Origin of the sequence: Pseudoduganella dura, assembly GCF_009727155.1 — a bacterium.
Lineage (GTDB): Bacteria > Pseudomonadota > Gammaproteobacteria > Burkholderiales > Burkholderiaceae_D > Rugamonas > Rugamonas dura.
The window spans coordinates 5,896,070-5,918,631 of record NZ_WNWM01000002.1 but is presented as its reverse complement, the minus strand read 5'-3'; the positions used below and the strand labels follow the sequence as shown (position 1 = coordinate 5,918,631).

The window sequence follows — 22,562 nt, the reverse complement described above, 5'->3', positions numbered from 1 at the left end:
GGTCGCACCGACGCCCGGACGACAGGCACTCTTATTGCAGCCGGGTATTTTTGCTATGATGAGGCGCGCTCGCGGCGCCGCTTGGCCCGCCCATGCGCGTGCAGAAGTCTTTCGGGGCGCTGCCCGAGCGAGAACTTTACACGAGTAAACTTACTGATGAAGACTGTCAAGAAGGCCAGTGCCGCACCCGCTCCGCGCAGCCAGGAGTCCCGTGGACCGGTAACGATGCACGATGTCGCCGCGCTGGCCGGGGTATCGCGCGCCACGGTATCGAAGTATTTCAACGACCGCGAGGGCCTGAAGGCGGACACCCTGGCCCGTATCGAGCGCGCATGCCGCGAACTCGACTATGTGCCCGACCCCCATGCGGTCAGCCTGGTCAGGGGGCGATCGCGGATCGTCGGCGTGATTCTTCCGGTGATCAGCGAGCCGTTCTTCGCCGAAGCCCTGCGCGCGATCGAAGAAAAGGCCAGGGCACTGGGCATGGAGGTGATCATCCAGTGTTCCTACAACGATCCTGCCGCGGAGGCGGCCGCGCTGATGACGATGCGCTCGATGAAGGTGGCGGGCGTAGTGCTGACCGCGGTCGCCTCCCGGAACAACCTGGACCTGCTGCTGCGGCTGGAACAGGAAATGCGCATCGTCTACCTGGACAGCTACGTGCATGAAGACTGCAATTACGTGATGAACGACAACCGGCAGAGCATGGCGATGCTGACGCGCTACCTGCTCGGCCGCGGCCACACGCCCGCCTACCTGGGCGCGCCGCCGGTCGCCCATCCGTCGCCGGAAGAACGGCGTGCCGGTTACCTGGAAGCGATGGCGGAAGCCGGCATGGCGCCGCATTTCGTGCCTGCCGGCGCGCAGCCATCCTGGGATTTCGAAGCATTCGGGTTCCGTCATGTGCTCGACTGGCTCGCCGGCGGCGCGTGGAAGCGCGCCGGCGTCACCGCGCTGGCTTGCGGCACCGACAGGCTCGCGATCGGCGCGATGTCGGCGTGCCGCCGTTTCGGCCTGGAGCCGGGAAAGGACCTGGCCATCGTCGGCCACGACGACCTGCCGATTTCCGCCTACCTCCATCCCCCGCTGACCACGTTCAGGCAGGACGTCGCCGCGATCGGCGTGGCCGCCATGGAGTGCCTGCAGGCCCAGCTCGACGGCGCCGGTGCGGCGCCGTACCGCAAGCGGTTCACCGGAGGGCTGGTGCCGCGCGACTCGGCATGAGGGGTGCCGGCAGTGCCGGCGTCGTACCCGGATGCAGAGCACGTGCACCATGCCGACCGGCCCCCAGCCCGGGCGCCGCGCCCAGGCCGTAACTTGTTCAGCGTAAGCATATGGTAAGTAACGGCGCTTAGGATCTCCATCAGCTGCTTTGGAAAAGCCGCATCCAATAAAACGACTGGAGACAAAGATGGAACAAGATGTTGTACGGCGGGTCAAGAGCGACCCCAATTACCAGAAGCTGGTCAAGACCCGTTCCGCCTACGGCTGGAAGCTGACCTGGGCCGTGATGATCGCCTACTACGGCTTCACCGCCCTGAACGCATTCGACAAGGAATTCATGGCCGCCAAGATCGGCGACGGGGTCATGTCGCGCGGCGTGCCGCTCGGCCTGTTCGTGATCCTGTTCACTGTCGCGGTCACGGCGATCTACGTGCGCCGCGCCAACCGGGAATTCGATGCGCTGACCGATGCGATCCACCGGAACGCGGCAGCCGGCCAGCAGCCCACTGCTCCCGGCCAGGCGCCAGAGCCGACGAAGGTGCGCGCATGATCGCCCGCCTGCAATCCCGCCCGGTTCTCCATGCCGCCGCCGCGCTGGCGTTCCTGGCCTTCGCCGGCGCCGCGCTGGCCGCGCCGGACCTCGGCCAGTCCACCAAGCAGGCCACCAACTGGACCGCGATCTCGATGTTCGCGGCATTCGTGCTGGGCACCCTCTTCATCACCAAATGGGCCGCCAAGCGCACCCGCTCGGCCTCCGACTTCTACACGGCCGGCGGCGGCATCACCGGTTTCCAGAACGGCCTGGCGATCGCCGGCGACTTCATGTCGGCCGCGTCCTTCCTGGGCATTTCCGCCGCCGTCTTCGCCAGCGGCTTCGATGGCCTGATCTATGCGATCGGCTTCCTGGTCGGCTGGCCCGTGCTCACGTTCCTGATGGCCGAACGCCTGCGCAACCTGGGCAGGTTCACCTTCGCCGACGTGGCGGCCTACCGCTTCGCCCAGAAGCCGGTGCGCATGTTCGCCGCGTCCGGCACGCTGGTCGTGGTGCTGTTCTACCTGATCGCCCAGATGGTCGGCGCCGGCCAGCTGATCAAGCTGCTGTTCGGCCTCGATTACTGGATCGCCGTGGTGCTGGTGGGCGTGCTGATGATGGTGTACGTGCTGTTCGGCGGCATGACCGCCACCACGTGGGTGCAGATCATCAAGGCCGTGCTGCTGCTCGGCGCCACCAGCTACATGGCGTTCGCCGTGCTGGCGCTGTACGACTTCAGCCCGTCGAAGCTGTTCGGCAAGGCCGTGGAAGTGCACGCCAAGGGCGACGCGATCATGGGTCCGGGGGGCTTCATCAAGGATCCGATCTCCGGCATTTCGTTCGGCATGGCGCTGATGTTCGGCACCGCCGGGCTGCCGCACATCCTGATGCGCTTCTTCACCGTGCCGAGCGCTAAGGAAGCGCGCAAGTCGGTGCTGTGGGCCACCACGTGGATCGGCTACTTCTATGTGCTGGTCTTCATCATCGGCTTCGGCGCGATCGTACTGGTCGGCACCAACCCGGTGTTCAAGGATGCCGCCGGCGCACTGCTGGGCGGTAACAACATGGCGGCCGTGCACCTGGCAAGCGCCGTCGGCGGCGACGTCTTCCTCGGCTTCATCTCGGCCGTGGCCTTCGCGACCATCCTGGCGGTGGTGGCCGGCCTCACGCTGTCCGGTGCCTCGGCCGTGTCGCACGACCTGTATGCCACCGTGATCAAGAAGGGCAAGCCTGCGCCGGGCAGCGAACTGCGCGTGTCGAAGTTCACCACGATCGTGCTCGGCGTCATCGCCGTGCTGCTGGGCATCGTGTTCGAGAAGCAGAACGTGGCCTTCATGGTGTCGCTGGCCTTTGCCATCGCCGCCTCGGCCAACTTCCCGGTGCTGTTCATGTCGGTCCTGTGGAGCAAGTGCACCACCCGCGGCGCCACCGTCGGCGGCTTCCTCGGCCTGATCACCGCCGTCGGCCTGACCGTGCTGTCGAAATCGGTGTGGGTCGATGTGTTCCACAACGCCGAAGCGATCTTCCCGTACACGTCGCCGGCGCTGTTCTCGATGACCGTCGGCTTCGTCGGCATCTGGCTGTTCTCGGTGACCGACAAGAGCGCCCGCGCCGCCATCGACAAGGCCGGCTTCGAGGCGCAGGAAGTACGTTCGGAAACGGGCATCGGCGCATCGGGCGCGCACGCGCACTGAGCCGCATTCCCCGCTGCATGCGAAAAGCCCCCGGACTCAGGTCCGGGGGCTTTTTTTCGTTATCGGCCAGTCGTTTACTGCTGCTGCAGCGCCGTACAGCGCCGCTGCATTCTCATGCTCCGGCGCAGGCGCCGTCGGCGCGCGGATCGGTGGCCGCCTCGATCACGCCGCCGGGATGGAAGGCGACGGCGCCGGCGTGGCCCATCATGTCTTCCCAGTCGCCCACCAGTTCCACGTCGTGCCCGCCCCGGACCAGCTGCTCGACCACGTCCGGCGCCATGCGCGCTTCCACCTTCAGGTTGGTGGAAGCCGCGCCCCACGTGCGGCCCAGCAGCCAGCGCGGCGCGTCGATGGCGGCCTGCATGTCCTGCCCGTACAGCACGTGGCGCGTGAACAGCGCCGCCTGGGTTTGCGGCTGGCCCTCGCCGCCCATGGTGCCGTAGGCCAGCGTGCGGCCGTCGGCCAGCCGCGCCAGCGCCGGGTTGAGGGTATGGAACGGCAGGCGGCCGGGCGCCAGCGCGTTGGGGCCCTCCTCCAGGGTAAAACTGGCGCCGCGGTTCTGCCACAGCACGCCGGTATCGCCGGCCACCACGCCGCTGCCGAATTCCCAGAAAATGCTCTGGATGTAGCTGACCACGCGGCCCTCGCGGTCGGCCGCGCCCAGCCAGACGGTATCGCCCGGCCGGGCCGGGTGCGGCCACGGCGCGGCGCGCGCCATGTCGATCGACGCCGCCTCGCGCGCCAGCACGGGTTCGCGCAGCCAGTCCGCCGGATCGAACGGCATGCGCCCGGGGTCGCCCACGTGGGCGTTGCGCAGGATGAAGGCGCGCTTGGTCGCCTCCACCAGGCCATGCACGTGCGCGTGCCCGTCGGCCCGCGTCACCCCAAGCCGGTCGAACAGCGCCAGGATCATCAGCGACGACACGCCCTGCGTTGGCGGTGGCAGGTTGTAGACCCGGCCGGAGCGCAGCTGTACGCCCAGCGGCGCGAGCGTGCGTGCGCGGAACGCGGCCAGGTCGTCAAGGCGCAGCGGGCTGCCCGCACATTCAAGGCCCGTAGCCAGCGCGCGCGCCACGTCGCCCCGGTAGAAGTCGTCCAGCCCCGCTTCGGCCAGGTAAGCCAGCGTGGCGGCCAGCGCGCCCTGGCGCAGGATGGCGTGCAGCGCGGGAGGGCCGGCCGGCGCATAGGTGGCGGCAAAGCCGGGCTGCGCCGACAGCTCGCTCCATTTGGAGGCCGTCAACGCCGCCTGCGATTCCGTGACGGGAACGCCCGCGCGGGCGTGGCCGATGGCGTCGGCCAGCAGGCGCGCCAGCGGCATGCGGCCGCCCGCGGCGCGGGCATGGCGCAGCGCCTCGTCCCAGCCGCCGATCGCGCCGGCCACCGTCAGCGCGGCGCGCGGCCCGCGCGTCGGGATGGCCGTGTCGCCATGGTCCGTGTAGAAGCGGGCGTTGGCCAGGCCGGCGGCGGGGCCGCAGGCGCGGATCGCCACGGGTTCCCGGCCCGGTTCGGCGATCAGCCAGAACCCGTCGCCGCCGATGCCGTTCATGTGGGGGTAGACCACCGCGATGGCCGCGGCGGCCGCCACCATGGCCTCGATGGCGTTGCCGCCTTCGCGCAGGATGCCGGCGCCGGCCTGCGCGGCCAGGTGGTGCGGCGCGCTGACCATGCCGCCGGTGCAGGTGCGGCTACGCGGCATCGGGTGCCTCCGGCGCCGGCTCGGGCAACGGTTCAGGCGGCAACCCGGGCCGCGGATTGAGCAGGGACACGTGGGCGGCGACGATGCGCCAGCCCTGCGCCGTGCGCAGCCAGGTGTGGCTCTGCCGGCCGACCGCCTGCGAGCCGGGGCGGGTGAACTCGGTGTTGGCCGTCGCGTAGTCGCTGCCATAGGTGGTGATGACGGTGTTGCGCAAGCTGCGTTCGAGCCCCGTCGAGGGGCGCAGCTTGCGGAAGGCCTGGATGGCGGCGTAGCCGTGCAGGTTCTCCGTGGCGCCATAGCGGATGGTGTGGCCGCTGTGCCAGAACAGTTCGTCCAGCACGGCGGTGTCGTTGCCGGTCAGCGCGCGCTCGTAGCGGGCGAACGCCGCCGCCACTTCGGCGTGCACCGCCGGCAGGTTGATGTGGTGCTTCATTGGGCTCCCTGTAAAAATCAGTGTCCGCCGAGGTAGGCCCTGGCCAGCGCGCTGTCCGCGGCGATGTCGGCCGCCGTGCCTTGCGCGACGACCTTGCCGCCTTCCAGCACGTACGCGCGGTCGGCCAGCGCCAGCGCGAGCGACGCCATCTGGTCCACCAGCAGGATGGTCAGCGACTCGCCGCGCAGGCGGTCCAGCACCGCGAACAGGTCCTCGATCACCTTCGGCGCCAGGCCGAGCGACGGTTCGTCCAGCAGCAGCAAGCGCGGCTGCGCCATCAGCCCCCGGGCGATCGCCAGCATCTGCTGCTCGCCGCCGGACAGCAGCCCGGCGCGCTGGTGAGCGCGCTCGCGCAGCCGGGGAAAGCGCTCCAGCATGGCCTGCAGCCGGCCCCCCGCCCCGTCGGGACAACGGAAGGCGCCGAGCCGGATGTTGTCCAGCACGGACAGCTCGGGAAACACCTGGCGCCCTTCCGGCACAAGGATCAGCCCCTGCCGCACCACCTGCTCGGCGTTCAGGTCTTCCAGCGCCACGCCGTCGAGGTGCATGCCGCCCAGCACCGGCCGGTGCAGCCCGGCCAGCGCGCGCATCAGCGTGGACTTGCCGGCACCGTTGGCGCCCAGCAGCGCCACCAGTTCGCCCTTGCGCACTTGGATATCGACCTGCTGCAGCACCGGCGCCGCGCCATAGCCCGCGCTCAGCGCACCGATGCCCAGCAATTCGGCACCCACGGCGGCGCGGGGTCCGCCGGCCGCCACCAGGGCGGGCCCGCCCTCGCCCTGGCCCAGGTAGGCGCGCCGTACTTCCGGGTTTTCCCGGATCTCGGCGGGCGTGCCCTCGGCCAGCGGCTTGCCGGCATCGATCACCACGATCCGGTCCGAGATGCCCATCACCAGCGGCATGTCGTGTTCGACCACCAGCACGCCGACGCCGGCACGCGCCACGCGGGTCAGCAGGTCGGCCAGCCGGTCCTTGTCCTCGCGCGACAGGCCGGCGGCCGGTTCGTCCAGCAGCAGGATGTCCGGATCGGTGGCCAGCGCGCGGGCGATTTCCACCAGCCGGCGGTCCACGTGCGCCAGGCCAGCCGCCGGGGTGTCGAGGCCGCCGCGGTAGCCGCAGAAAGCCAGTAGCCGCACGGCCTGCTCGCGCGCGGCCGGCGCCGCGGACGGCGCGCGGCCCAGGAAGCCGCCGAGCCGCCCTCGCGTCATGCCCAGCGCCACGTTGTCGAGCACGCTCAGGGAACCGAACAGCAGCGACGTCTGGTAGGTGCGCGCCACGCCGGCGCGGGCGATGCGGAAGGCCGGGAGGCCGCCGGCCGCCACGCCGCCGACCGTGATCGTGCCTTCGGTGGGACGGTAGAAGCCGGTGAGCATGTTGATGACGGTCGACTTGCCCGCCCCGTTCGGGCCGATCAGGCTGGCAAGCATGCCGGGTTGCACGGTCAGGCTGACACCGGACGCCGCGCGCAGGCCGCCGAACACCATGACCAGCTGGTCGGCGTGCAGGGGCTGGCGTTCGCGCGCCGCCACCGCGTTTGCAGTGTCCGGCATATCGGCGGGGAGCCGTGCCGCGCCGGCGGCGGGACGCACGCGGCGCGCCAGCGCGGCCAGCATGCCCACGGCACCGCCCGGCGCGACCAGCAGCACCACCAGCAACAAGGCGCCGAAGCACAGCAGCCGGTATTCCTCCAGGCTGGCCAGCCATTCCGGCAGCAGCCCGACGACGGCCGCGCCGATCAGTGGCCCTGCGACGGAACCGGCGCCGCCGATCATCACCACCAGCACGAACAGGATGGACAGCGAAAAATTGAAGCTGCCGGGCGTGACGAAGCCCGACAGCGGCGCGAACAGGCCGCCCGCCAAGCCGGCCAGCGCGGCGGAGAAAACGAAGGCCGCCATCTTGACGCGCAGCGGATCGATGCCGAGCGACTCGGCCGCCGTTTCGCTGTCGCGCACCGCCCGCATGGCGGTGCCCCAGGTGCCGCGCGACAGCAGCGCATACGCCCACAGCGACGCCGCCGCCGTGACCAGGGCCAGCACGGCCACCGCGCGCTCGCCTTCGGCCAGGCCGCCGAGCGTGGGCGCGGCGATGCCCATGATGCCGTTCTGCCCGCCCGTCAGGTCGCGCAGCTCGACGATGCCGTGTTCGACGATGAAGGCGAACGCGATGGTCAGCATGGCCAGGTAGGGCCCGCGCACGCGCAGCGCCGGCAGGGCCAGCAGCCCGCCGGACACGGCGGCAACCAGGGCCCCCAGCGGCCAGGCCTGCCAGAAGCTCCAGCCCGCGCCGGTGGTGAGCAGCGCCACCGTGTAGGCGCCCAGCGCATAGAAGCCGACGTGGCCGAACGACATCATGCCGGTCAGCCCGATCAGCGCGTTCAGGCCGAAGCCCACGGTCGCCAGCAGCGCCACGTTGGCCAGCACGAACACGTGGTAGGCGTTGAGGGTCAGCGCCAGCACCAGGCCGGCGCCCAGCACGGCCAGCGCCGCCGCCGCCCGCGTCGGTGACCCGGGCAGGAGCGTGGGCAAGAGCGCGACCACCCGCGACGGCGCGCCGGTCGCGCTCTTCGGGCGGGCCCTCGGGTTGAACATCGCATCGCGCTTCATACTTTCCTCACCTGGGCGCGGCCGAACAGGCCGTTGGGGCGGACCGCCAGCACCACGATCACCAGCGTAAACATCAGGATCTGGGTGTAGCCCGAGCCCAGCGTGGCGGCCACCAGCGCCTCGGCGATGCCGAACAGCAGGCCGGCGATCATCACGCCCCACGCGCTGGTGATGCCGCCCAGGATGGCGACCGCGAAGGCCTTCAGCCCGAACAGCGTGCCCATGTCGGCATGCACGTTGAACAGCGGCGCCACCAGCACGCCCGCCACGCCCGCGAGCAGCGTGGAGAGCGCGAACGCCGCCGCGACCACGGCCCGCACCGGGATGCCCATCAGCCGCGCCGCATCGCGGTTCTGCGTGACGGCCAGCATGGCCGTGCCCCAGCGCGTGCGGCGGGATACGGCGTGCAGCAGCGCCGCCAGCGCCAGGCCCACGACGGGAATCAAGACCTGCAGCGGATACACCCCCAGGCCGGCGCTGCCCAGTGCCAAGGGCGTTTCGGCCAGCGGCGACGGCAGGTTGCGCGGCTCCTTCCCGAAGGCGACCATCACCACGTTGTCGAGCACGATGCCGAGCGCCACGGTGCCCATCAGCCAGGCATCTGAGCCGCGGCTGACGAACGGCCGCACCGCGATGTATTCCACCAGCAGGCCGTACAGCGCGCACAGCGCCAGCGCCAGCACGACTGCGGGCACTAGCGGCCAGCCCAGCGTCTGGGCGAAGGTAAAAGTGAGCACCGCGCCCAGCATCATCGAACTGCCCTGGGCGAAGTTCACCGTGCCGGACACGGCGTAGGTCAGATAAAAGCCCAGCGCCATCAGCCCGTAGATGCTGCCCAGCCCGAAGCCGGTGATCAAAGTTGACAAAAGCATGGAGATCTCCTTGCAAGAATGAGTCGGAACCGGCTCCGCGGCCGGCCGGGTGGCGCGTTCAGTCGGTTTCGCCCACGGGCAGGATGCGCTCGCCCACGAAGCGGGCCCACACGTAGTCGTCCTTGGTGAGCGCGTCGTGCACGCCCGGCGCGAACGGCTTGCGGTAGGTCTTGATCAGGCCCGCGTATTCGTCGATGCCGTACATGGCCTTGCGCACCGCGTCGCCATTGGCGGTGCCGGCCCTGGCAATCGCCCTGGCCACCAGCTGCATGCCGTCGTAGGCGTTGGCGACGCCGACCGCCGGCGTGATGTTTTCCGGCCCCTTCACGTCGGGGTACTTGGCCATCAACGCCTTGATCACGCGGGTACCCACCGGCGACTGCTTGCCGAAGAAGCTGTAGGTCTGCACGAAGTGCACGTTCTTCGCGCCGGTCCCGGCCAGCTCGGTGAAGCGGCCGCCCAGCGGGCCCCAGTGCGACACAACGGGCACGTTCCAGCCCATGCGCTCCAGCGAGCGCACCACCAGCGCCGACGGCCCCACGTTCCCGACCAGGAACAGCGTATCGGCGCCGGCCGCCTTCAGGCGCGACAGCTGCGGCACCACGTCGACGTCGCTGCCCTCGAATTTCTCGACCCCGGCCGGCGCCAGGCCCTTCTGCCGCAGCGCGGCGCGCAAGCCCTTCTCGTTCGATTCGCCCCACGGGTTGTTCACGAGGATCATGCCGAACTTCTTGCCGTTGAAGGCCTTGATGCCGTACTCCAGCATGCCCTGGTCGACGATCTCGTCCACCGCCGACACGCGGAACACGAAATTGGGCTCGGCGCCGTTCCTCGTGATGGCCGTGCCCGCCGCCCAGGCCCCCATGAACGGCACCTTCGCCCCGTTGGCCAGCGGCACCACCGCCAGCGAGACCGGCGTATCCAGGCCGCCGAACAGCACGGCCACCTTCTCGCGGAAGATCAGCTCGCGCGCCGCCATCACGCCCTTGGCCGGATTCGATTCGTCGTCGCGGCGCACCAGTTCCAGCTTGCGCCCGCCCAGCAGACCGCCGCCGGCGTTGATCTCGTCGATCGCGACCGCGAGCCCGCGGGTGATGGCTTCGCCCGAGCGCGCGGACTGTCCCGACAGGGCGGTCACCAGCCCGATCTTGATCGTCTCGGCCGCCTGTGCGGGCCCTGCCAGGTTGAAGGCCGCGACAGCGGAGACGGTGGCGATGAAGACCCTGCGTGACATGTTCATGCTGGAAAACTCCTGTGAGAGAAAAAGTGCGTTCGCCACAGGACAATGCAATCGCCATGCCAGGTGATGGCATTTCTTCAAATATCGTGTCGGCACCATTAAATACAAAGTGTCGACACTCTGGCATCCATCTTGCGTACAGTAGATCCTGAACGAGCCATTCAACCCAACCCGCCCCGTGTGGGTGCAAAACGGAGGATTCCCGATGCAGGACGCACCAATTCAAGTCATCGCCGACACCAACTGCGCAAGAGATGCCGCAAATCTTGTCGACACTTATCTGCGCACGCTGATGATTCCCGACCCGGACGGTGCGCGGCGCTTCATCTCGCCGCAATTGCGGATACGGTTCACCGGCGGACGCCACATGCGCGACCCGGCCGAATGCGCGGCCTTCAACGCCGGCCGCTATGCATGGGTGCAGAAGCGCTTCGAACGCATCGAGGTGGTCGGCGGCGCCACCGCGGAGGAAGCCATCGTCTACAGCCTGGGCACGCTGCATGGCGCATGGCCGGACGGCAGCGCCTTCGAGGGCAACCGCTACGTGGACCGCTACGTCGTGCGCCACGGCCTGATCGCCGAGATGCAGGTGTGGAACGACAGCGCGGAATTGCTCCTGACCCGGCTGGAGCGCGACGCCGGCGCGGGCGGCGAAACGGGCAGCGAAGCAGGCACGTGAGCGGCATGGCCATGACCCGCGCCCCCGACCCGACCACCGGCTTCGCAACCGACGCCGCACCGTTCGCCGCCCTTGCCTGCCATGGCCGCTTCGGCTACGACCCCATCACCCGCCGCCCCGGCTACCGTTGGCCCGCCGGTCAGGGCCTGGCCGTCTATATCGGTTTCAACCTGGAGCACTTCGCCTTCGGCGAGGGGCTCGGCGCGCGCCTCGGCCCCGCCTCGCCCGAGCCGGACGTGCTCAATTTCAGCTGGCGGGAATACGGCAACCGGGTCGGCGCCTGGCGCTGCCTGGAACTGTTCGACCAGCTAGCGCTGCCCACCGGCGCGCTGGTCAACACCGCGCTGTACGACCATTGCCCGGAACTGGTGGCCGCGTTCGCGGCGCGCGGCGACGAACTGATCGGCCACGGCCACACCAACGCGGCGCGCCAGTCCGAATTCGGCGAGCACGCCGAGGCGGCGCTGCTGGCCGGCTGCCGCGACCGCATCGCGGCCGGCAGCGGCATCGCGCCCGCCGGCTGGCTGTCGCCCTGGATCTCGGAAAGCCGGCTGACGCCCGACCTGCTCGCCGAGGCCGGCTACAGCTACACGCTGAACTGGTGCCACGACGACCAGCCGCTGCCGATGCGCACCCGTTCCGGCCGCCGCCTCTGGTCGATCCCCTACCCGCAGGAACTGAACGATATCCCGATGCTCGTCGGCCGGCAGATGGATGCCGCGCCGTTTGCCGACATGATCATCGATAACTTCGACGAGATGCGCGACCAGGCCCGCCGGCAGCCGCTGGTGATGGGCATCGCGCTGCACCCCTACCTGGTGGGCCAGCCCTACCGCCTGCGCCACCTGCGGCGCGCGCTGGCGCACATCGCCGCCGCGCGCGACCGGGGCGAGATCTGGTTCACCACGCCGGGCGCGATCTGCCGGCACCTCGACACGCTGGCCGCCGACGGCCGCGTCGGCTCCGGTCCCGATCTCTGCCACACCCCGCTCCACTCCACCAAGGAATCCGCATGACCATGACGACAGCCCCCCTCGCGGCCGTTTTCCCCATCGACGATACCGTCAACGCCTGGGTGGCGCACGGCCGCTTCACCATCCCCCCCACCGCCAGCGGCCCGCTCGACGGCCTGCGCTTCGCGGTGAAGGACATTTTCGATGTCGCCGGATACCCGACCGGCGCGGGCAATCCGGCCTGGCTGGCCGGCAATCCGGTACCCGCCTCCAGCGCCCCGCTCGTCGACACGCTGCTCGCCGCCGGCGCGACGCTGGTGGGCAAGGTGCTGACCGACGAGATCGCCTACAGCATCAACGGCGACAATGTCCATTACGGCACGCCGCTCAATGTGCGCGCCCCCGGCCGCGTGCCCGGCGGCTCGTCCAGCGGTTCGGCCGCGGCGGTCGCCGCTCGGCTGTGCGATTTCGCACTGGCCAGCGACACCGGCGGCTCCACCCGGGTGCCGGCCAGCTACTGCGGGCTCTGGGGCCTGCGCACCACGCACGGCCTGCTGCCGCGCGAAGGCATGGTGCCGCTGCACCCGTCGTTCGATACCGCCACCTGGCTGGCGCACGACCCGGAAACGTTCGCCCGCGTGGCCGCCGTGCTGCTGCCGCCGTCCCCGCACCGTTTCCGCCGCGTGCTGTATCCCGAGGCGGTGTGCGGACTGGCGGACCCCGCCTTCGCGGCGCCGCTGGCGCGAGTGCTGGCCATCGCCACGCGCCTGCTGGAGGCCGCACCGGCGCTCCTGACGCTGCCACGCGGCGACGAAACGCTGGACGACTGGCGCCAGGCCTATGCCACCGCCGGCGGTCACGAAGCCTGGCAAACCCACGGTGCGTGGATCACGGCCAGCCAACCCGTGTTTTCCCCGGCCATCGCCGCGCGCTGGCAAGGCGCGGCCGGGATCGGCGACGACGCGGCGCGCGCGGCATGGGCCCGCGTGCACGAGATCCGCGCCCATGTGCGCGGCCTGTTCGGCGACGACGCCGTCGCGGTCATTCCGTCCGCGGCGGGCGTGGCACCGGCACTGGACGCAAGCGGCAGCGCGGTGGACGCGCTGCGCATGCGCACATTGCAGATCACCTGCATCGCCGGCATCGGCGGCCTGTGCCAGGTGAGCATTCCGTTTGCCGGCGACGACGGCCTGCCGCTCGGCATCTCGCTGGTGGGGCCCGCCGGCAGCGATGCCGCATTGGTAAAATTGGCGATCCAGGTCGCCGCGGCGCTCTGACGAATCGCCGTCCGGCCAGCGTGCCGGGCGGCCTGTCCAACCTACACGATGAAGCACATGCCCCCATTCCCCGACGCCGACGCCGACGCGGACCCCGACAATCCGCTGCATCGCGGCATCGATACATCATTGCCGGAACCGGACGACGTTCCCGCCGGCGGCCGCCGCGGCAGCGGCGATATCGAAACGCGGATCTACCAGTCCGTCTACGAAGGCGTGATGAACCAGCGCCTCGCCCCCGGCACCCGGCTTCCGGAAGCGGTGCTCAGCAAGCTGTTCAAGGTGAGCCGCGCGAACGTGCGCAAGGCATTGCAGCAGCTGGCCCACGACCACATCGTGGCATTGCGCCCGAACCAGAGCGCGGTGGTCGCCACCCCGACGCCGGAGGAGACCCGGGCCATCTTCGAGGCGCGCCAGGCATTGGAAGCGGCGATCGTGCGGCTGGCGGCCCGGCGCGTGACGGCCGGCGACATCGCCGCGCTGCGGGCGCAGCTGGCGGAAGAACACGCGGCCATGCACCGCTACGACCAGCCGGCCTGGGCCCGGCTGGCCAGCAGCTTCCACCTGAAGATCGCCGAACTGGCCCATAACCCCGTGCTGGCCGGCTACCTTGCCGAACTGGTGTCGCGCTGTTCGCTGATCGTGGCGCTGTACGAGCCGCCCGGCAATGCCAGCTGCGAGCACGACGAACACGGCCAGATCGTCGATTGCCTGGAACGGGGCGACGCGGAAGGCGCCGTCGCGCTGATGCAGGCCCACCTGGCCACGCTGGAGCGCAACATCTGCCTGGACCGCTCGGACGAAGAGCACAGCCTGGCGCGCATGCTGGGGCTGCGCTGAGGCGGCGGGCCGTCTCCGGGAGGTGGGGAGGAACCAGTCACGCGCGTACGCCGGACTGCCGTCGCCGCCCTCGCGATCGGGCCTGTACAGGTGCTTGCCGCCGCAGCGTCACCGGTACCGCATGACCGTTTCTTGGCGCGCGGCGCTGCCCGCCATGCCGCCACGCGGCGGGGCAACGCCATGACGCTACAATGGCCGTCCTTGCCTGCTGGAGCCACCATTGAACTGGGACCATCCCGATCCGCACATCTGCCCCGTCTCGCCCGCCGCGGCGGATATCGATGGCCTGGACCATACCAACAACGCCGTCTACGTGCGCTGGTGCGAGCAGGCCGGCTGGTCGCATTCGGAGGCGCTGGGCCTGGACCTGGCCGCATACCGCCGGCTGAACCGCGCGATGGCGATCGGCAGCGCGGCCTACGATTACCTGCTGCCGACGGGCCTCGGCGACGACCTGCTGGTGGGCACCTGGCTGTACGCGACGGATGGCCGCCTGACGATGGAGCGCCGTTTCCAGCTCGTGCGCGCCGCGGACGGCGCCACGGTCATGCGCGGGCGCTGGCAACTCGTCTGCATCGAGATCGCCAGCGGCAAGCCGCGCCGCATGCCGCCCGAGTTCCGTGCTGCTTACCTGCCCGCGGTCTTGCCGACAGGGCGGGAGACGGTTTCGATGTAAAAGGAAGTGTCGAAAAATCTTACAAACAACGATCCGACGTGCCAAGGCAATGATCTAAATCAATAACTTGGTAGATTGGCATCAATATTGCTCTGCCATTTTGCACTTTCCGTTCCGCGCTTGCCGCTTCTTCATCGCGCAGGCGCCGAGGCCGCACTGGATTACGAGCAGGCCCTGCCGGCGCTCCGTAGCACATGCCGGGTCCGCCGGTTTCTGCCCCGCCGGCAATCGCAGACAGGCATAGCGGGCCCACTCCCCATCGTCGACCGAGGATCACGTCATGCAATCAATGCTGTACATTGCTCTCCTGGCCGCTGGAGCCACGGCGCAAGGCGCGTCCGGCGCGGCGGCGGAGCGCGCGCTGGTGCTGGCGCCGGCGCCGGGCGCACCGGCCAGCGGCGATACCGTGCTGCTGGCGCGCACCGCGCTGCCCGGCAGCCCTGTCGACAGCCGGGCGGCAGCCGATGCCAGCGCAGCCTTCCTGGGCGCCGTCAAGTCGCGCGACTGCAATAGGGCGATGAACCATGTCGATGCGGGCGCCTACAGGCTGGGCCCGGGCGACCGGCCGGCCCACTGCCTGCGCATGTTCGCCTCGTTCGAGCGTTTCGGCGCCTTCACCGCGGAGCCGCCGCTGGCGGTGTCGGGCGCGATGCTGGTACCGCTCAAGCCGCCGCCTCCCGCCGAATGGCGCGTGCTGACCTTCAGGAAGACCGGTGATCGCTGGCTGTTTTCGGAACAACAGGAAGCCGGATCGCTGGTGCCGCTGGTGCTGTCCGCCTTCCGCAACGCGAACCGGGACGTACAGAAAGCGCAGCCGCTGGCGAACGTTCCGTCTCGCACCGTGGTGCTGGACGACCAGGGCACGCAAGGGCGGCTGGCGCTGCGCGCGCGCATCGTGCCGGGTCCCGCCGACAGCGGCCCGACAGCAGCGCTGATGTCGTTCTACGCCGCCTGCACATCGCGCGAAGGCCTCGAGCCGGGCGCACTGGGGCGTTACCTGGCCTGCCTGCGGCCCGACGCGCAGGCGCTGCTGAAGGCCTCCCATGAAGCCGCGCCGGCCCACAGGAAGATCGCGACCTACAACAGCCTGACCGCGGCGCGCAGTGTCGACTACGTGCTGGTCGACGGCTCCCGGGCGGTGATCTTCTTTACCGAAACCGCGTCCAGCCGTCATTGGCGCGACGTGGTGCACCAGACCGGCCCTGGCACCTTCGCACTGGACAACCCGATGAAATCGGGTTCGGTGGACATGGCGCTGAACGGTGACCGGGTGCGGGCTGCCATCAAGGCCCAGGCGCGCTGAACGCGCTTCCCGGAATGACCGCAATGCACGCCAACATCCATCGCTGCTTCATGTCCCGGCGCCTCGCGCTGCGGGCAATTCTTGCCGTCGGCGCGGCGCTCCCGCTTGCGGGCCGGCATAGCGATACAGCCGCGGGACAAATGCCCGCTACCAATGGCCTGATGCCGGACGCATTCCGGACCGTGGTACTGGGCATGACGCAGGAGGAACTGCAGCGGGCGCGTCCCGCGGCGAAGGCTGGCTTCCGGGACGACAACAGCGGGCATGCCAAGGTGATGTTCGAAAAGACGGGCACGCCATTCATCGACCAGGCGATCTACCTGTTCGACGACGCAAGGCCCGTGCTGGTGGGCGTGATTTTCGTCAGGCAGCCGCCGGCGCGGGCAATGACGCACGCGCTGGCGGCGTTTCGCGCCGCCGTTGTGAAAAAATGGGGCCTGCCGGACAGTATCGGCCTCGGCCGCGCCGAATCCGGCGCGGCCGAGGTAGCGCTCGTGTGGCGGCGCGGCGATGCCGTGGTCGTGGCCACCTGCCCGGCCAGCGTTGGCTCGCCCGGTGCCGCGACCACGGTGCGGATCGGACTGCACGATTCGGCGGGCAGCATGCATGCGGCGCGGCTCGATGCAATGGACAAGGCAGCACAAACCGCGCTGATGGCGAAACTGCGCGCGCAGCTCGATGCCGCTTCCGCCGCCCCTTCTTTCAATTGACGAAGGTCGGTATGGGGTGCGGCCGGAAACAAGGAAATACGGCCGCTTCGCGCGTTCGCCGGTGCCGATGCCGCCTACCGCTTGCGAACTGTCTTCGATTGCCTGCGCCGGTGCAGTCCCAGCAGGCCCAGGCCGGTCAATGCCATCGGCAGCATGGACGGTTCGGGGACCGGCGACACCTCGGTGACGCTCGCCAGCGCGCTCGCCGTCACGTCGATCCCGCCCGGAATGCCATCGACCTGGGGCAACAGCGCGAACTCGACGAGGCTGCCGGCATCGCCGATATGGCCGGTCAGTCCGGTGTTGTACAGCGTTGCCGCGAACAGCGAGGCATCGATGTTCTCCGTGGTGGCGAAGGCGCCGCCGAATCGGATATCGAAGCTGAGCCAGCCGCCCAGCCGGACATACTGGGTCAGGTAGTCGCCGCCGTTCCGGTTGCCCAGCACGACCCCGGCCGGGATCGTACCGGCGACGTACGGCGAGGCATCGAACGTGGCGCCGAAAGCACCGCTGAAGTTGTCCAGCACGGCGCTGGCCGGCGTCGCCCCGGCGTTGGCCAGGAAGGTCAAGTCCAGCAGGGCTTCACCGGCAAAGCCGCGGGTATCGACGCTGACATGGTACGTCGGCAGTGCATGGACGGCGTGACTGGCCAGCAGCGCCAGCGCGGCCAGGCACAAGGCGAGACGATTCTTCAGGTTTTGCATCATGGGGTTCCCTCGATCTCAAAAAAGTCCGACATGGACGGAATTGGTGTAGCTGATGGCCACCTTGCCGGGATTGCTGTACACCAGCGGCACCGTGACCGAGGCGCCGGCGGCGAGGCCGCCGGCGCCGAACGTGATGTACGGTGCGCCGTCGTGCAGGCCGCTGGCATTGTCGAGCGCGACACCGTCCGGCAGCCGCGCAAGCACCAGCTGCAGCGGCCCGCCCAGCGGGGCACCGCTGTTGTTGGTCAGCGTGATCGACGCCCCGTACTTGCCGGTGATACGGTTCCAGGCCAGGCCCGACCGCCGCAGCGAGAAACCGGCCGTCACGTCCAGCGTCGCGCCGTCGATCGCCACCCTGCCCGCGCCGGCCGTGGCCAGGTTGTGCATCTTGACCTCCTGGAACGATTTACCGGGCCGGTAGTCATACGTGGGCGTCCAGCCCAGCTCGTTGGTGTACGGCCCGACCGTGAAGCCGCTGTTGGCGGCGGCGGCCACCACGCTGGTCCAGTTCTTGTCCAGCGCCGCTTTCGCCGCCGCCTCGAGTTCGGCGGAAGCGGGCACGCCATTGATCCACGAGCCCACATCCTTGAACTGGTAGCCGTTCAGGTTCGACACCACTTTCGCGGCGTTGGCGCCCGGGCCGGCGATCTCGAACGCGTTCGACTCGGACAGGATCTTCGATTCCGCCCCCATGCCGATGTAGTAGCCGAGGCGGTACCGGCCGGCGTCCGTGGCGCCCCGGTAGTAGTTGTTGTAGACGTGGATGCGGCCGAAGCGGGCGCGCGGCGCGCGCTGGGTGATGTTGTCCCACACGTTGTTATGGAAGGTGATGCGGTTGAAATTGCGCTCCTTGGCGCCGTTCCCGTCGCCGGAACCGCCCACCATGTTGGTCTTGTCGTGGTTCTTGAAGACGTTGTACGACAGCGTGACGTAGTCGCTGCTGTCCTCGATGTCGATCAGGCCGTCGAAGCGGTTGACGTGCGAGGTGACGCCGTTGATGGTGACGGTTTCCTCGGCGGGTTCGCCGTCGCTCAGCGTGCAGTGGTCGATCCACAGCTGCTTGCCGGTCACCACCGAGATGGCCTTGTACCGGGAATCCCAGGCGCCCTTGCCGTCCCAGCTGGGCGTGAGGTCCTGCGGTGCCTGCAGTTCCAGGTTGCGGATGATGATGTTGGGCGTGGCGTTGATCGAGAAATAGCCGTCGACCACCCTGGCGTCGCGGCCCACGCCGACGATGGTGGTGTTGGACGGAACGATGAACTGGATCTGCGCTTTCTGCAGGTTGCGCAGCGTGCTGCGCGCGGAGCTCAGTGCCGAGATGCGCGCGCGCAGCGCGATCGCGGCCGGGTCACCCTGCGCCACCAGGGCATTCAGATCGGCCATGAAGGCCGTGTCCAGGCTCTGCAGGTACAGGTTGAAGTCCCACCTGGCGGCGGTGGCATTGAGGGACTTGTAGTACGCCTCGTCGGCCAGCTTGCCGTTGCCCAGGTCGGTGCCGTAGATGGTGCCGACGACCCGGATGATCTTCGGTTCCCGCCTGGCCGCGGCGGGATTGCCCGCATAAGTGGGGCTGTTGGCGTTCGCCAGCGCCGCATTGAGTTCGGCCCAGTTGCGCACCACGTAGATATTGCTGGCCGGGGCGCCCGCGCCGCCCGTGGTGCCGTCGCCCTGCGACGCCCAGCCGCTGGCGGCGTTCGGCGCTGCCGCGGCCCTTGCCGACGCATCCTGCGACTGGACCGCCGCCGCCATCGTTACATTGCCGGCCGGCCCGGCGGCGGAGTCGACGCCCGCCTCGCCGCCGCATCCCTGCATGACCAGCGCCGCGACGGCGATGCCGAACGCCGTCCGGCATGGCCGTTTCATTCCGGTGCCCGCACTGCTTCCTGTCTCCATTTTCGCCTCCTTCAAGGTCATATTGGTCAGGCCAGTATAGATTTGGCTCGACCAAAAATGGATCGGCCAGCTAAAAACGCACTCCGCTCTGGTGGAATTAATAATGTTTTTTATATAAAAAAATCATGAAGTAGATTGCAAACGTTTTCAGTGTGGTTTTGTGCCAACGTGGAATTTTCCCTTATCGATTCGGACGGATTTCGCCTGCCCGCCCGCGGCGGGCAGGTGGACGACAGGCGATCGGCGTGGATACACGACAGGTCGTGTCCCGCATGGCTTACCGCTCCGGGGCGCCAATCCCTGTCACGTCCAGTGCCGCAAGCAACGCTTTCTGGTTGGCCGCCAGCCGGGCCTCGTCCAGGAACGCGGTCGCCTGCAGAGGATAGAACCGCAGCGACGTCAATCCCACACACGCAAACGCCGCGGTGAGGTAGGGAATGAGGAAGTCCGGCTGCCTGGCGTGTTCGCCGGCGAAGACGCCGCCGGAGGCGATGCCGATGAAAACAGGCTTGTCGCGCAGCAGGCCGGTCTTTTCACCGGTCGGCGTCGTACCGATCGTTCGCCCGATCCGCAGCACCTGGTCGATCCAGGCCTTCAGCACCGAAGGCACGGTGAAGTTGTTCATCGGCGTACCGATCACCAGGGTGCCGGCCGCTTCGATCTCGCCGATCAGTTCATCGGACAGGCGCGTGGCCGCGCCGGCGTCCGGGTTGCCAGGCGCGGCCAGCGCACCGGCGTATGCCGCTTCCGCATGAGGTATGGGATGCCGCCCCAGGTCGCGCCGGGTGACGGACGCGCCCGGATGCGCGGCGAAAAGCCGTGCCACGATGGCGGCCGACAGGTTCCGGCTGTGCGATTGTTCCCTCGGGCTGCAGTCGATATGCAGGATGTGCATGCGATCCTTTCAAGAGTTCGGTATTGACCGGCGTTACTGCCGCATGCCGATGGCCAGCCGGTTGAACGCGCTCATCAGCGCGATGGCGAAGGTGAGGTCGGAGATTTCGGCATCGCTGAAATGCCGCTTCAATGGTTCATAGTCCTCGTCCGGCGCATGCGTCCGGTCCACGTGCGTCAATGCCTCGGTCCAGGCCAGCGCGGCGCGCTCGCGTTCCGTGAAGCGTTCACCGACGCGCCAGCCGGCCAGGCTGTCCAGCTTGGCTTCCGGCACGCCGCCTGCGCGCAGTGCCTTCGCATGCATTTCGAGGCAAAACGCGCATCCGTTGATCTGCGACATCCGCAGCCACGCCAGTTCGATCAAATCCTTGCCGAGGCTGCTATTTTCCAGCGCCGCTTTCGTCGCGCCAAAACCCCGATAGGCTTCCGGGGACAGCGTGTAATACGGCAGTCGTTGTGTTGTGCTCATGAGTCTTGCTCCTTGTGTCGAAGCCGTTAATTTAAGACAATCATGACCTACCGAACAGGGACAAGAAACGCCTGGATAACCAGGACAAGAACGAGGCATGCCAAATGGACCTGCAAGAACTGAAGCCCGAGCGGGACCAGGACGTGCCGATATACCTGCAACTGTACCGGCGCTACCGCGATGCCATCGCGGCAGGAAGGCTCAAGCCCGGCGATCGCGTGCCGTCCGTTCGTAGCCTGGCCAGCGAACTGAACCTGGCACGCGGCACGGTCGAACTGGCCTACCAGATGTTGGCAAGCGAAGGCTATGTCGTGGCGCGCGGCGCCGCGGGAACCGTCGTGTCCCCTCGCCTCGCCAGCCTGTCCGGGCCAGGCGCGGCGCGGCCAGCCGAAAATCTTCCGGTAGCCTCGTCGCGCCCCGATACGCTGCCCGGCCAGATCCACCCGTTCCAGCTCGGCTTGCCGGCGCTGGATGTTTTCCCGCGAAAGACCTGGGCCCGGCTGGCGGGACACAACGTGCGCAGGCTGGACGCCGCCGCAATGACCTACCCGCATCCCGCCGGCCATGAACCGCTGCGGCGCGCCATCGCCGGCTACCTGGGCATTTCGCGCGGCATCGCGTGTTCGCACGAGCAGGTATTCGTGACCGGGGGCTACCGGGGTGCCCTCGATCTCATATGCCGCACCGTGCTCCAGGCAGGCGACCTGGGCTGGTACGAAGACCCGGGCTATATCCTTGCCCGGCGCTATCTCGAATTTGCCGGCATGCGTCTGGCACCGGTACCCGTCGATGGCGAGGGCGTGGACGTGGCCAGGGGCATCGAACTGGCAGGCGATGCACGCTTCGCCGTGGTCACGCCCACGCACCAGAGCCCGATGGGCATGGCGCTGTCGCTGCCGCGGCGCCTGGCCATGCTGGACTGGGCGAACCGCCGCCGCGCATGGATCATCGAGGATGACTACGACAGCGAATTCCGTTATCACGGCCGGCCTCTGCCGGCCCTGAAAAGCCTGGATGCCGAAGGCCGGGTGCTTTACACCGGCACGTTCAGCAAGGTGCTGTTCCCCGGCCTGCGGCTGGCTTATCTCGTGGTGCCCGTCTCCCAGGTGGGAGCGTTCGAGGCGGCGCTGCAGCACATTCCGGGCCCGGGTGCCGTCCTGCCGCAGGCAACGGTCGCCGATTTCATCGAACAGGGTCATTTTTCCCGGCACTTGCGGAAAATGCGCTCCGTGTATGCGACGCGACGCGGCTACCTGGTCGATGCGCTGGCGCGGATGCTCGGCGATCGCCTGCACGTGCAGCCGCAGGCCGGCGGTATCCACGTGCTGGCCCACCTGCCGCCCCGGCAGGATGACACGGTTCTGGCGGCGGCGGCCGCCGCCGCGGGACTGGCGGTCAATGCGCTGAGCGACTGGCGCCTGTGTGGGTCGGATGCCGGCGGCTTGTTAATGGGATTCGCCAACTTCGCGACGCCGGCGGAAGCCGGCGAGGCGGTCGCGCGGCTGCGGGCCATCATCGCGCCCAATGTGCAGTGACCCGGGCATGCGCGATCGAACAGTGGATGGACGAGCGTGTTAAACTTCATGCCGTCGTTCAAACCATCGCTGCAAGGTCTGATCGACGAATGATCACCTTTGCATCCCGCTTGGCATCCTGCCATGGTTGCATGCCGCTCCTCCATCATCCGGTACTTCAGCCAGCCCCGCAGCAGGGCATGGTCGACAACATTGGCACACGAATTAACTAACTGGTTAGTTAATTCGTGTGCCACATGATGATCCGGCGGTACCGTCGGATCGGATGGAGATCGCCGACCAGGCGATACGCATCGGCATGCCCTGGCTAGGCGGCACGAAACGCATCA

Annotated in this window: 19 protein-coding genes and 1 pseudogene; 11 read left to right on the top strand and 9 right to left on the bottom strand. The window is 68.6% G+C overall.

Going from position 1 to position 22,562, the window contains the following annotated elements:
* Window positions 1-156: 156 nt before the first annotated feature.
* From GJV26_RS25805 to GJV26_RS25795, 3 genes are all read left to right on the top strand, one after another.
* Window positions 157-1,224 (top strand): LacI family DNA-binding transcriptional regulator, encoded by a 1,068-nt coding sequence (locus GJV26_RS25805; RefSeq protein WP_155711483.1) that lies wholly within the window; start codon window positions 157-159, stop codon window positions 1,222-1,224.
* Window positions 1,225-1,411: 187 nt separating this feature from the next.
* The gene (locus tag GJV26_RS25800; RefSeq protein WP_155711482.1) at window positions 1,412-1,774 is read left to right on the top strand and encodes a DUF485 domain-containing protein; all 363 of its coding nucleotides are present in this window, start codon (window positions 1,412-1,414) and stop codon (window positions 1,772-1,774) included.
* A complete protein-coding gene (locus GJV26_RS25795) occupies window positions 1,771-3,450 on the top strand; it encodes a cation acetate symporter (RefSeq protein ID WP_155711481.1) in 1,680 nt (559 codons plus the stop codon). Before GJV26_RS25800 ends, GJV26_RS25795 begins: the two co-directional genes overlap by 4 nt.
* Before the next feature lie 112 nt (window positions 3,451-3,562).
* Here the strand turns inward: GJV26_RS25795 and GJV26_RS25790 are convergent, their stop codons facing one another.
* The 5 genes and pseudogenes from GJV26_RS25790 to GJV26_RS25770 form a co-directional block, all read right to left on the bottom strand.
* A complete protein-coding gene (locus GJV26_RS25790; protein ID WP_155711480.1) occupies window positions 3,563-5,146 on the bottom strand; it encodes a gamma-glutamyltransferase family protein in 1,584 nt (527 codons plus the stop codon).
* A gap of 55 nt (window positions 5,147-5,201) precedes the next feature.
* Window positions 5,202-5,579 (bottom strand): annotated as a pseudogene (gene hpxZ, locus GJV26_RS25785) (oxalurate catabolism protein HpxZ); the annotation flags it as partial.
* Between the two features lie 17 nt (window positions 5,580-5,596).
* Window positions 5,597-8,185: a branched-chain amino acid ABC transporter ATP-binding protein/permease gene (locus GJV26_RS25780; RefSeq protein ID WP_229419452.1), complete on the bottom strand. Its 2,589-nt coding sequence runs from the start codon at window positions 8,183-8,185 to the stop codon at window positions 5,597-5,599.
* Entirely contained in the window at window positions 8,182-9,057 is an 876-nt protein-coding gene (locus tag GJV26_RS25775; protein WP_155711478.1) for a branched-chain amino acid ABC transporter permease, read from the bottom strand. Before GJV26_RS25775 ends, GJV26_RS25780 begins: the two co-directional genes overlap by 4 nt.
* Before the next feature lie 58 nt (window positions 9,058-9,115).
* Window positions 9,116-10,297 (bottom strand): ABC transporter substrate-binding protein, encoded by a 1,182-nt coding sequence (locus GJV26_RS25770; protein ID WP_155711477.1) that lies wholly within the window; start codon window positions 10,295-10,297, stop codon window positions 9,116-9,118.
* A gap of 205 nt (window positions 10,298-10,502) precedes the next feature.
* Between GJV26_RS25770 and GJV26_RS25765 the strand changes: the two genes are divergently transcribed.
* From GJV26_RS25765 to GJV26_RS25735, 7 genes are all read left to right on the top strand, one after another.
* Window positions 10,503-10,976, top strand: coding sequence for a nuclear transport factor 2-like protein (locus GJV26_RS25765; protein ID WP_155711476.1), 474 nt, complete (start codon window positions 10,503-10,505; stop codon window positions 10,974-10,976).
* Window positions 10,977-10,987: 11 nt separating this feature from the next.
* Window positions 10,988-11,992, top strand: coding sequence for a polysaccharide deacetylase family protein (locus tag GJV26_RS25760; RefSeq protein WP_155711475.1), 1,005 nt, complete (start codon window positions 10,988-10,990; stop codon window positions 11,990-11,992).
* Window positions 11,989-13,206: an amidase gene (locus GJV26_RS25755; protein ID WP_155711474.1), complete on the top strand. Its 1,218-nt coding sequence runs from the start codon at window positions 11,989-11,991 to the stop codon at window positions 13,204-13,206. The genes GJV26_RS25760 and GJV26_RS25755 overlap by 4 nt, the downstream gene beginning before the upstream one ends.
* A 57-nt stretch (window positions 13,207-13,263) precedes the next feature.
* On the top strand, window positions 13,264-14,046 hold the full coding sequence (locus tag GJV26_RS25750) for a GntR family transcriptional regulator (protein ID WP_229419451.1): 783 nt from the start codon (window positions 13,264-13,266) through the stop codon (window positions 14,044-14,046).
* 220 nt (window positions 14,047-14,266) lie between these two features.
* Window positions 14,267-14,722: an acyl-CoA thioesterase gene (locus GJV26_RS25745; RefSeq protein WP_155711472.1), complete on the top strand. Its 456-nt coding sequence runs from the start codon at window positions 14,267-14,269 to the stop codon at window positions 14,720-14,722.
* Between the two features lie 280 nt (window positions 14,723-15,002).
* Window positions 15,003-16,025: a hypothetical protein gene (locus GJV26_RS25740; protein ID WP_155711471.1), complete on the top strand. Its 1,023-nt coding sequence runs from the start codon at window positions 15,003-15,005 to the stop codon at window positions 16,023-16,025.
* 140 nt (window positions 16,026-16,165) lie between these two features.
* Window positions 16,166-16,735, top strand: coding sequence for a hypothetical protein (locus GJV26_RS25735; protein ID WP_155711470.1), 570 nt, complete (start codon window positions 16,166-16,168; stop codon window positions 16,733-16,735).
* 74 nt (window positions 16,736-16,809) lie between these two features.
* Here GJV26_RS25735 and GJV26_RS25730 read toward each other — a convergent pair whose 3' ends face one another.
* The 4 genes from GJV26_RS25730 to GJV26_RS25715 form a co-directional block, all read right to left on the bottom strand.
* Window positions 16,810-17,442: an NF038129 family PEP-CTERM protein gene (locus GJV26_RS25730; RefSeq protein ID WP_155711469.1), complete on the bottom strand. Its 633-nt coding sequence runs from the start codon at window positions 17,440-17,442 to the stop codon at window positions 16,810-16,812.
* Between the two features lie 15 nt (window positions 17,443-17,457).
* Window positions 17,458-19,305 carry a pectate lyase family protein gene (locus GJV26_RS25725; protein WP_155711468.1) on the bottom strand — a complete coding sequence of 616 codons (1,848 nt, stop codon included), beginning with the start codon at window positions 19,303-19,305 and terminating at the stop codon, window positions 17,458-17,460.
* A 307-nt stretch (window positions 19,306-19,612) separates the two neighbouring features.
* Window positions 19,613-20,230, bottom strand: coding sequence for an FMN-dependent NADH-azoreductase (locus GJV26_RS25720; RefSeq protein ID WP_155711467.1), 618 nt, complete (start codon window positions 20,228-20,230; stop codon window positions 19,613-19,615).
* Between the two features lie 33 nt (window positions 20,231-20,263).
* Window positions 20,264-20,698: a carboxymuconolactone decarboxylase family protein gene (locus GJV26_RS25715; protein WP_155711466.1), complete on the bottom strand. Its 435-nt coding sequence runs from the start codon at window positions 20,696-20,698 to the stop codon at window positions 20,264-20,266.
* Window positions 20,699-20,802: 104 nt separating this feature from the next.
* Between GJV26_RS25715 and pdxR the strand changes: the two genes are divergently transcribed.
* Window positions 20,803-22,233, top strand: coding sequence for a MocR-like pyridoxine biosynthesis transcription factor PdxR (gene pdxR / locus GJV26_RS25710; RefSeq protein ID WP_155711465.1), 1,431 nt, complete (start codon window positions 20,803-20,805; stop codon window positions 22,231-22,233).
* Window positions 22,234-22,562: the final 329 nt, after the last annotated feature.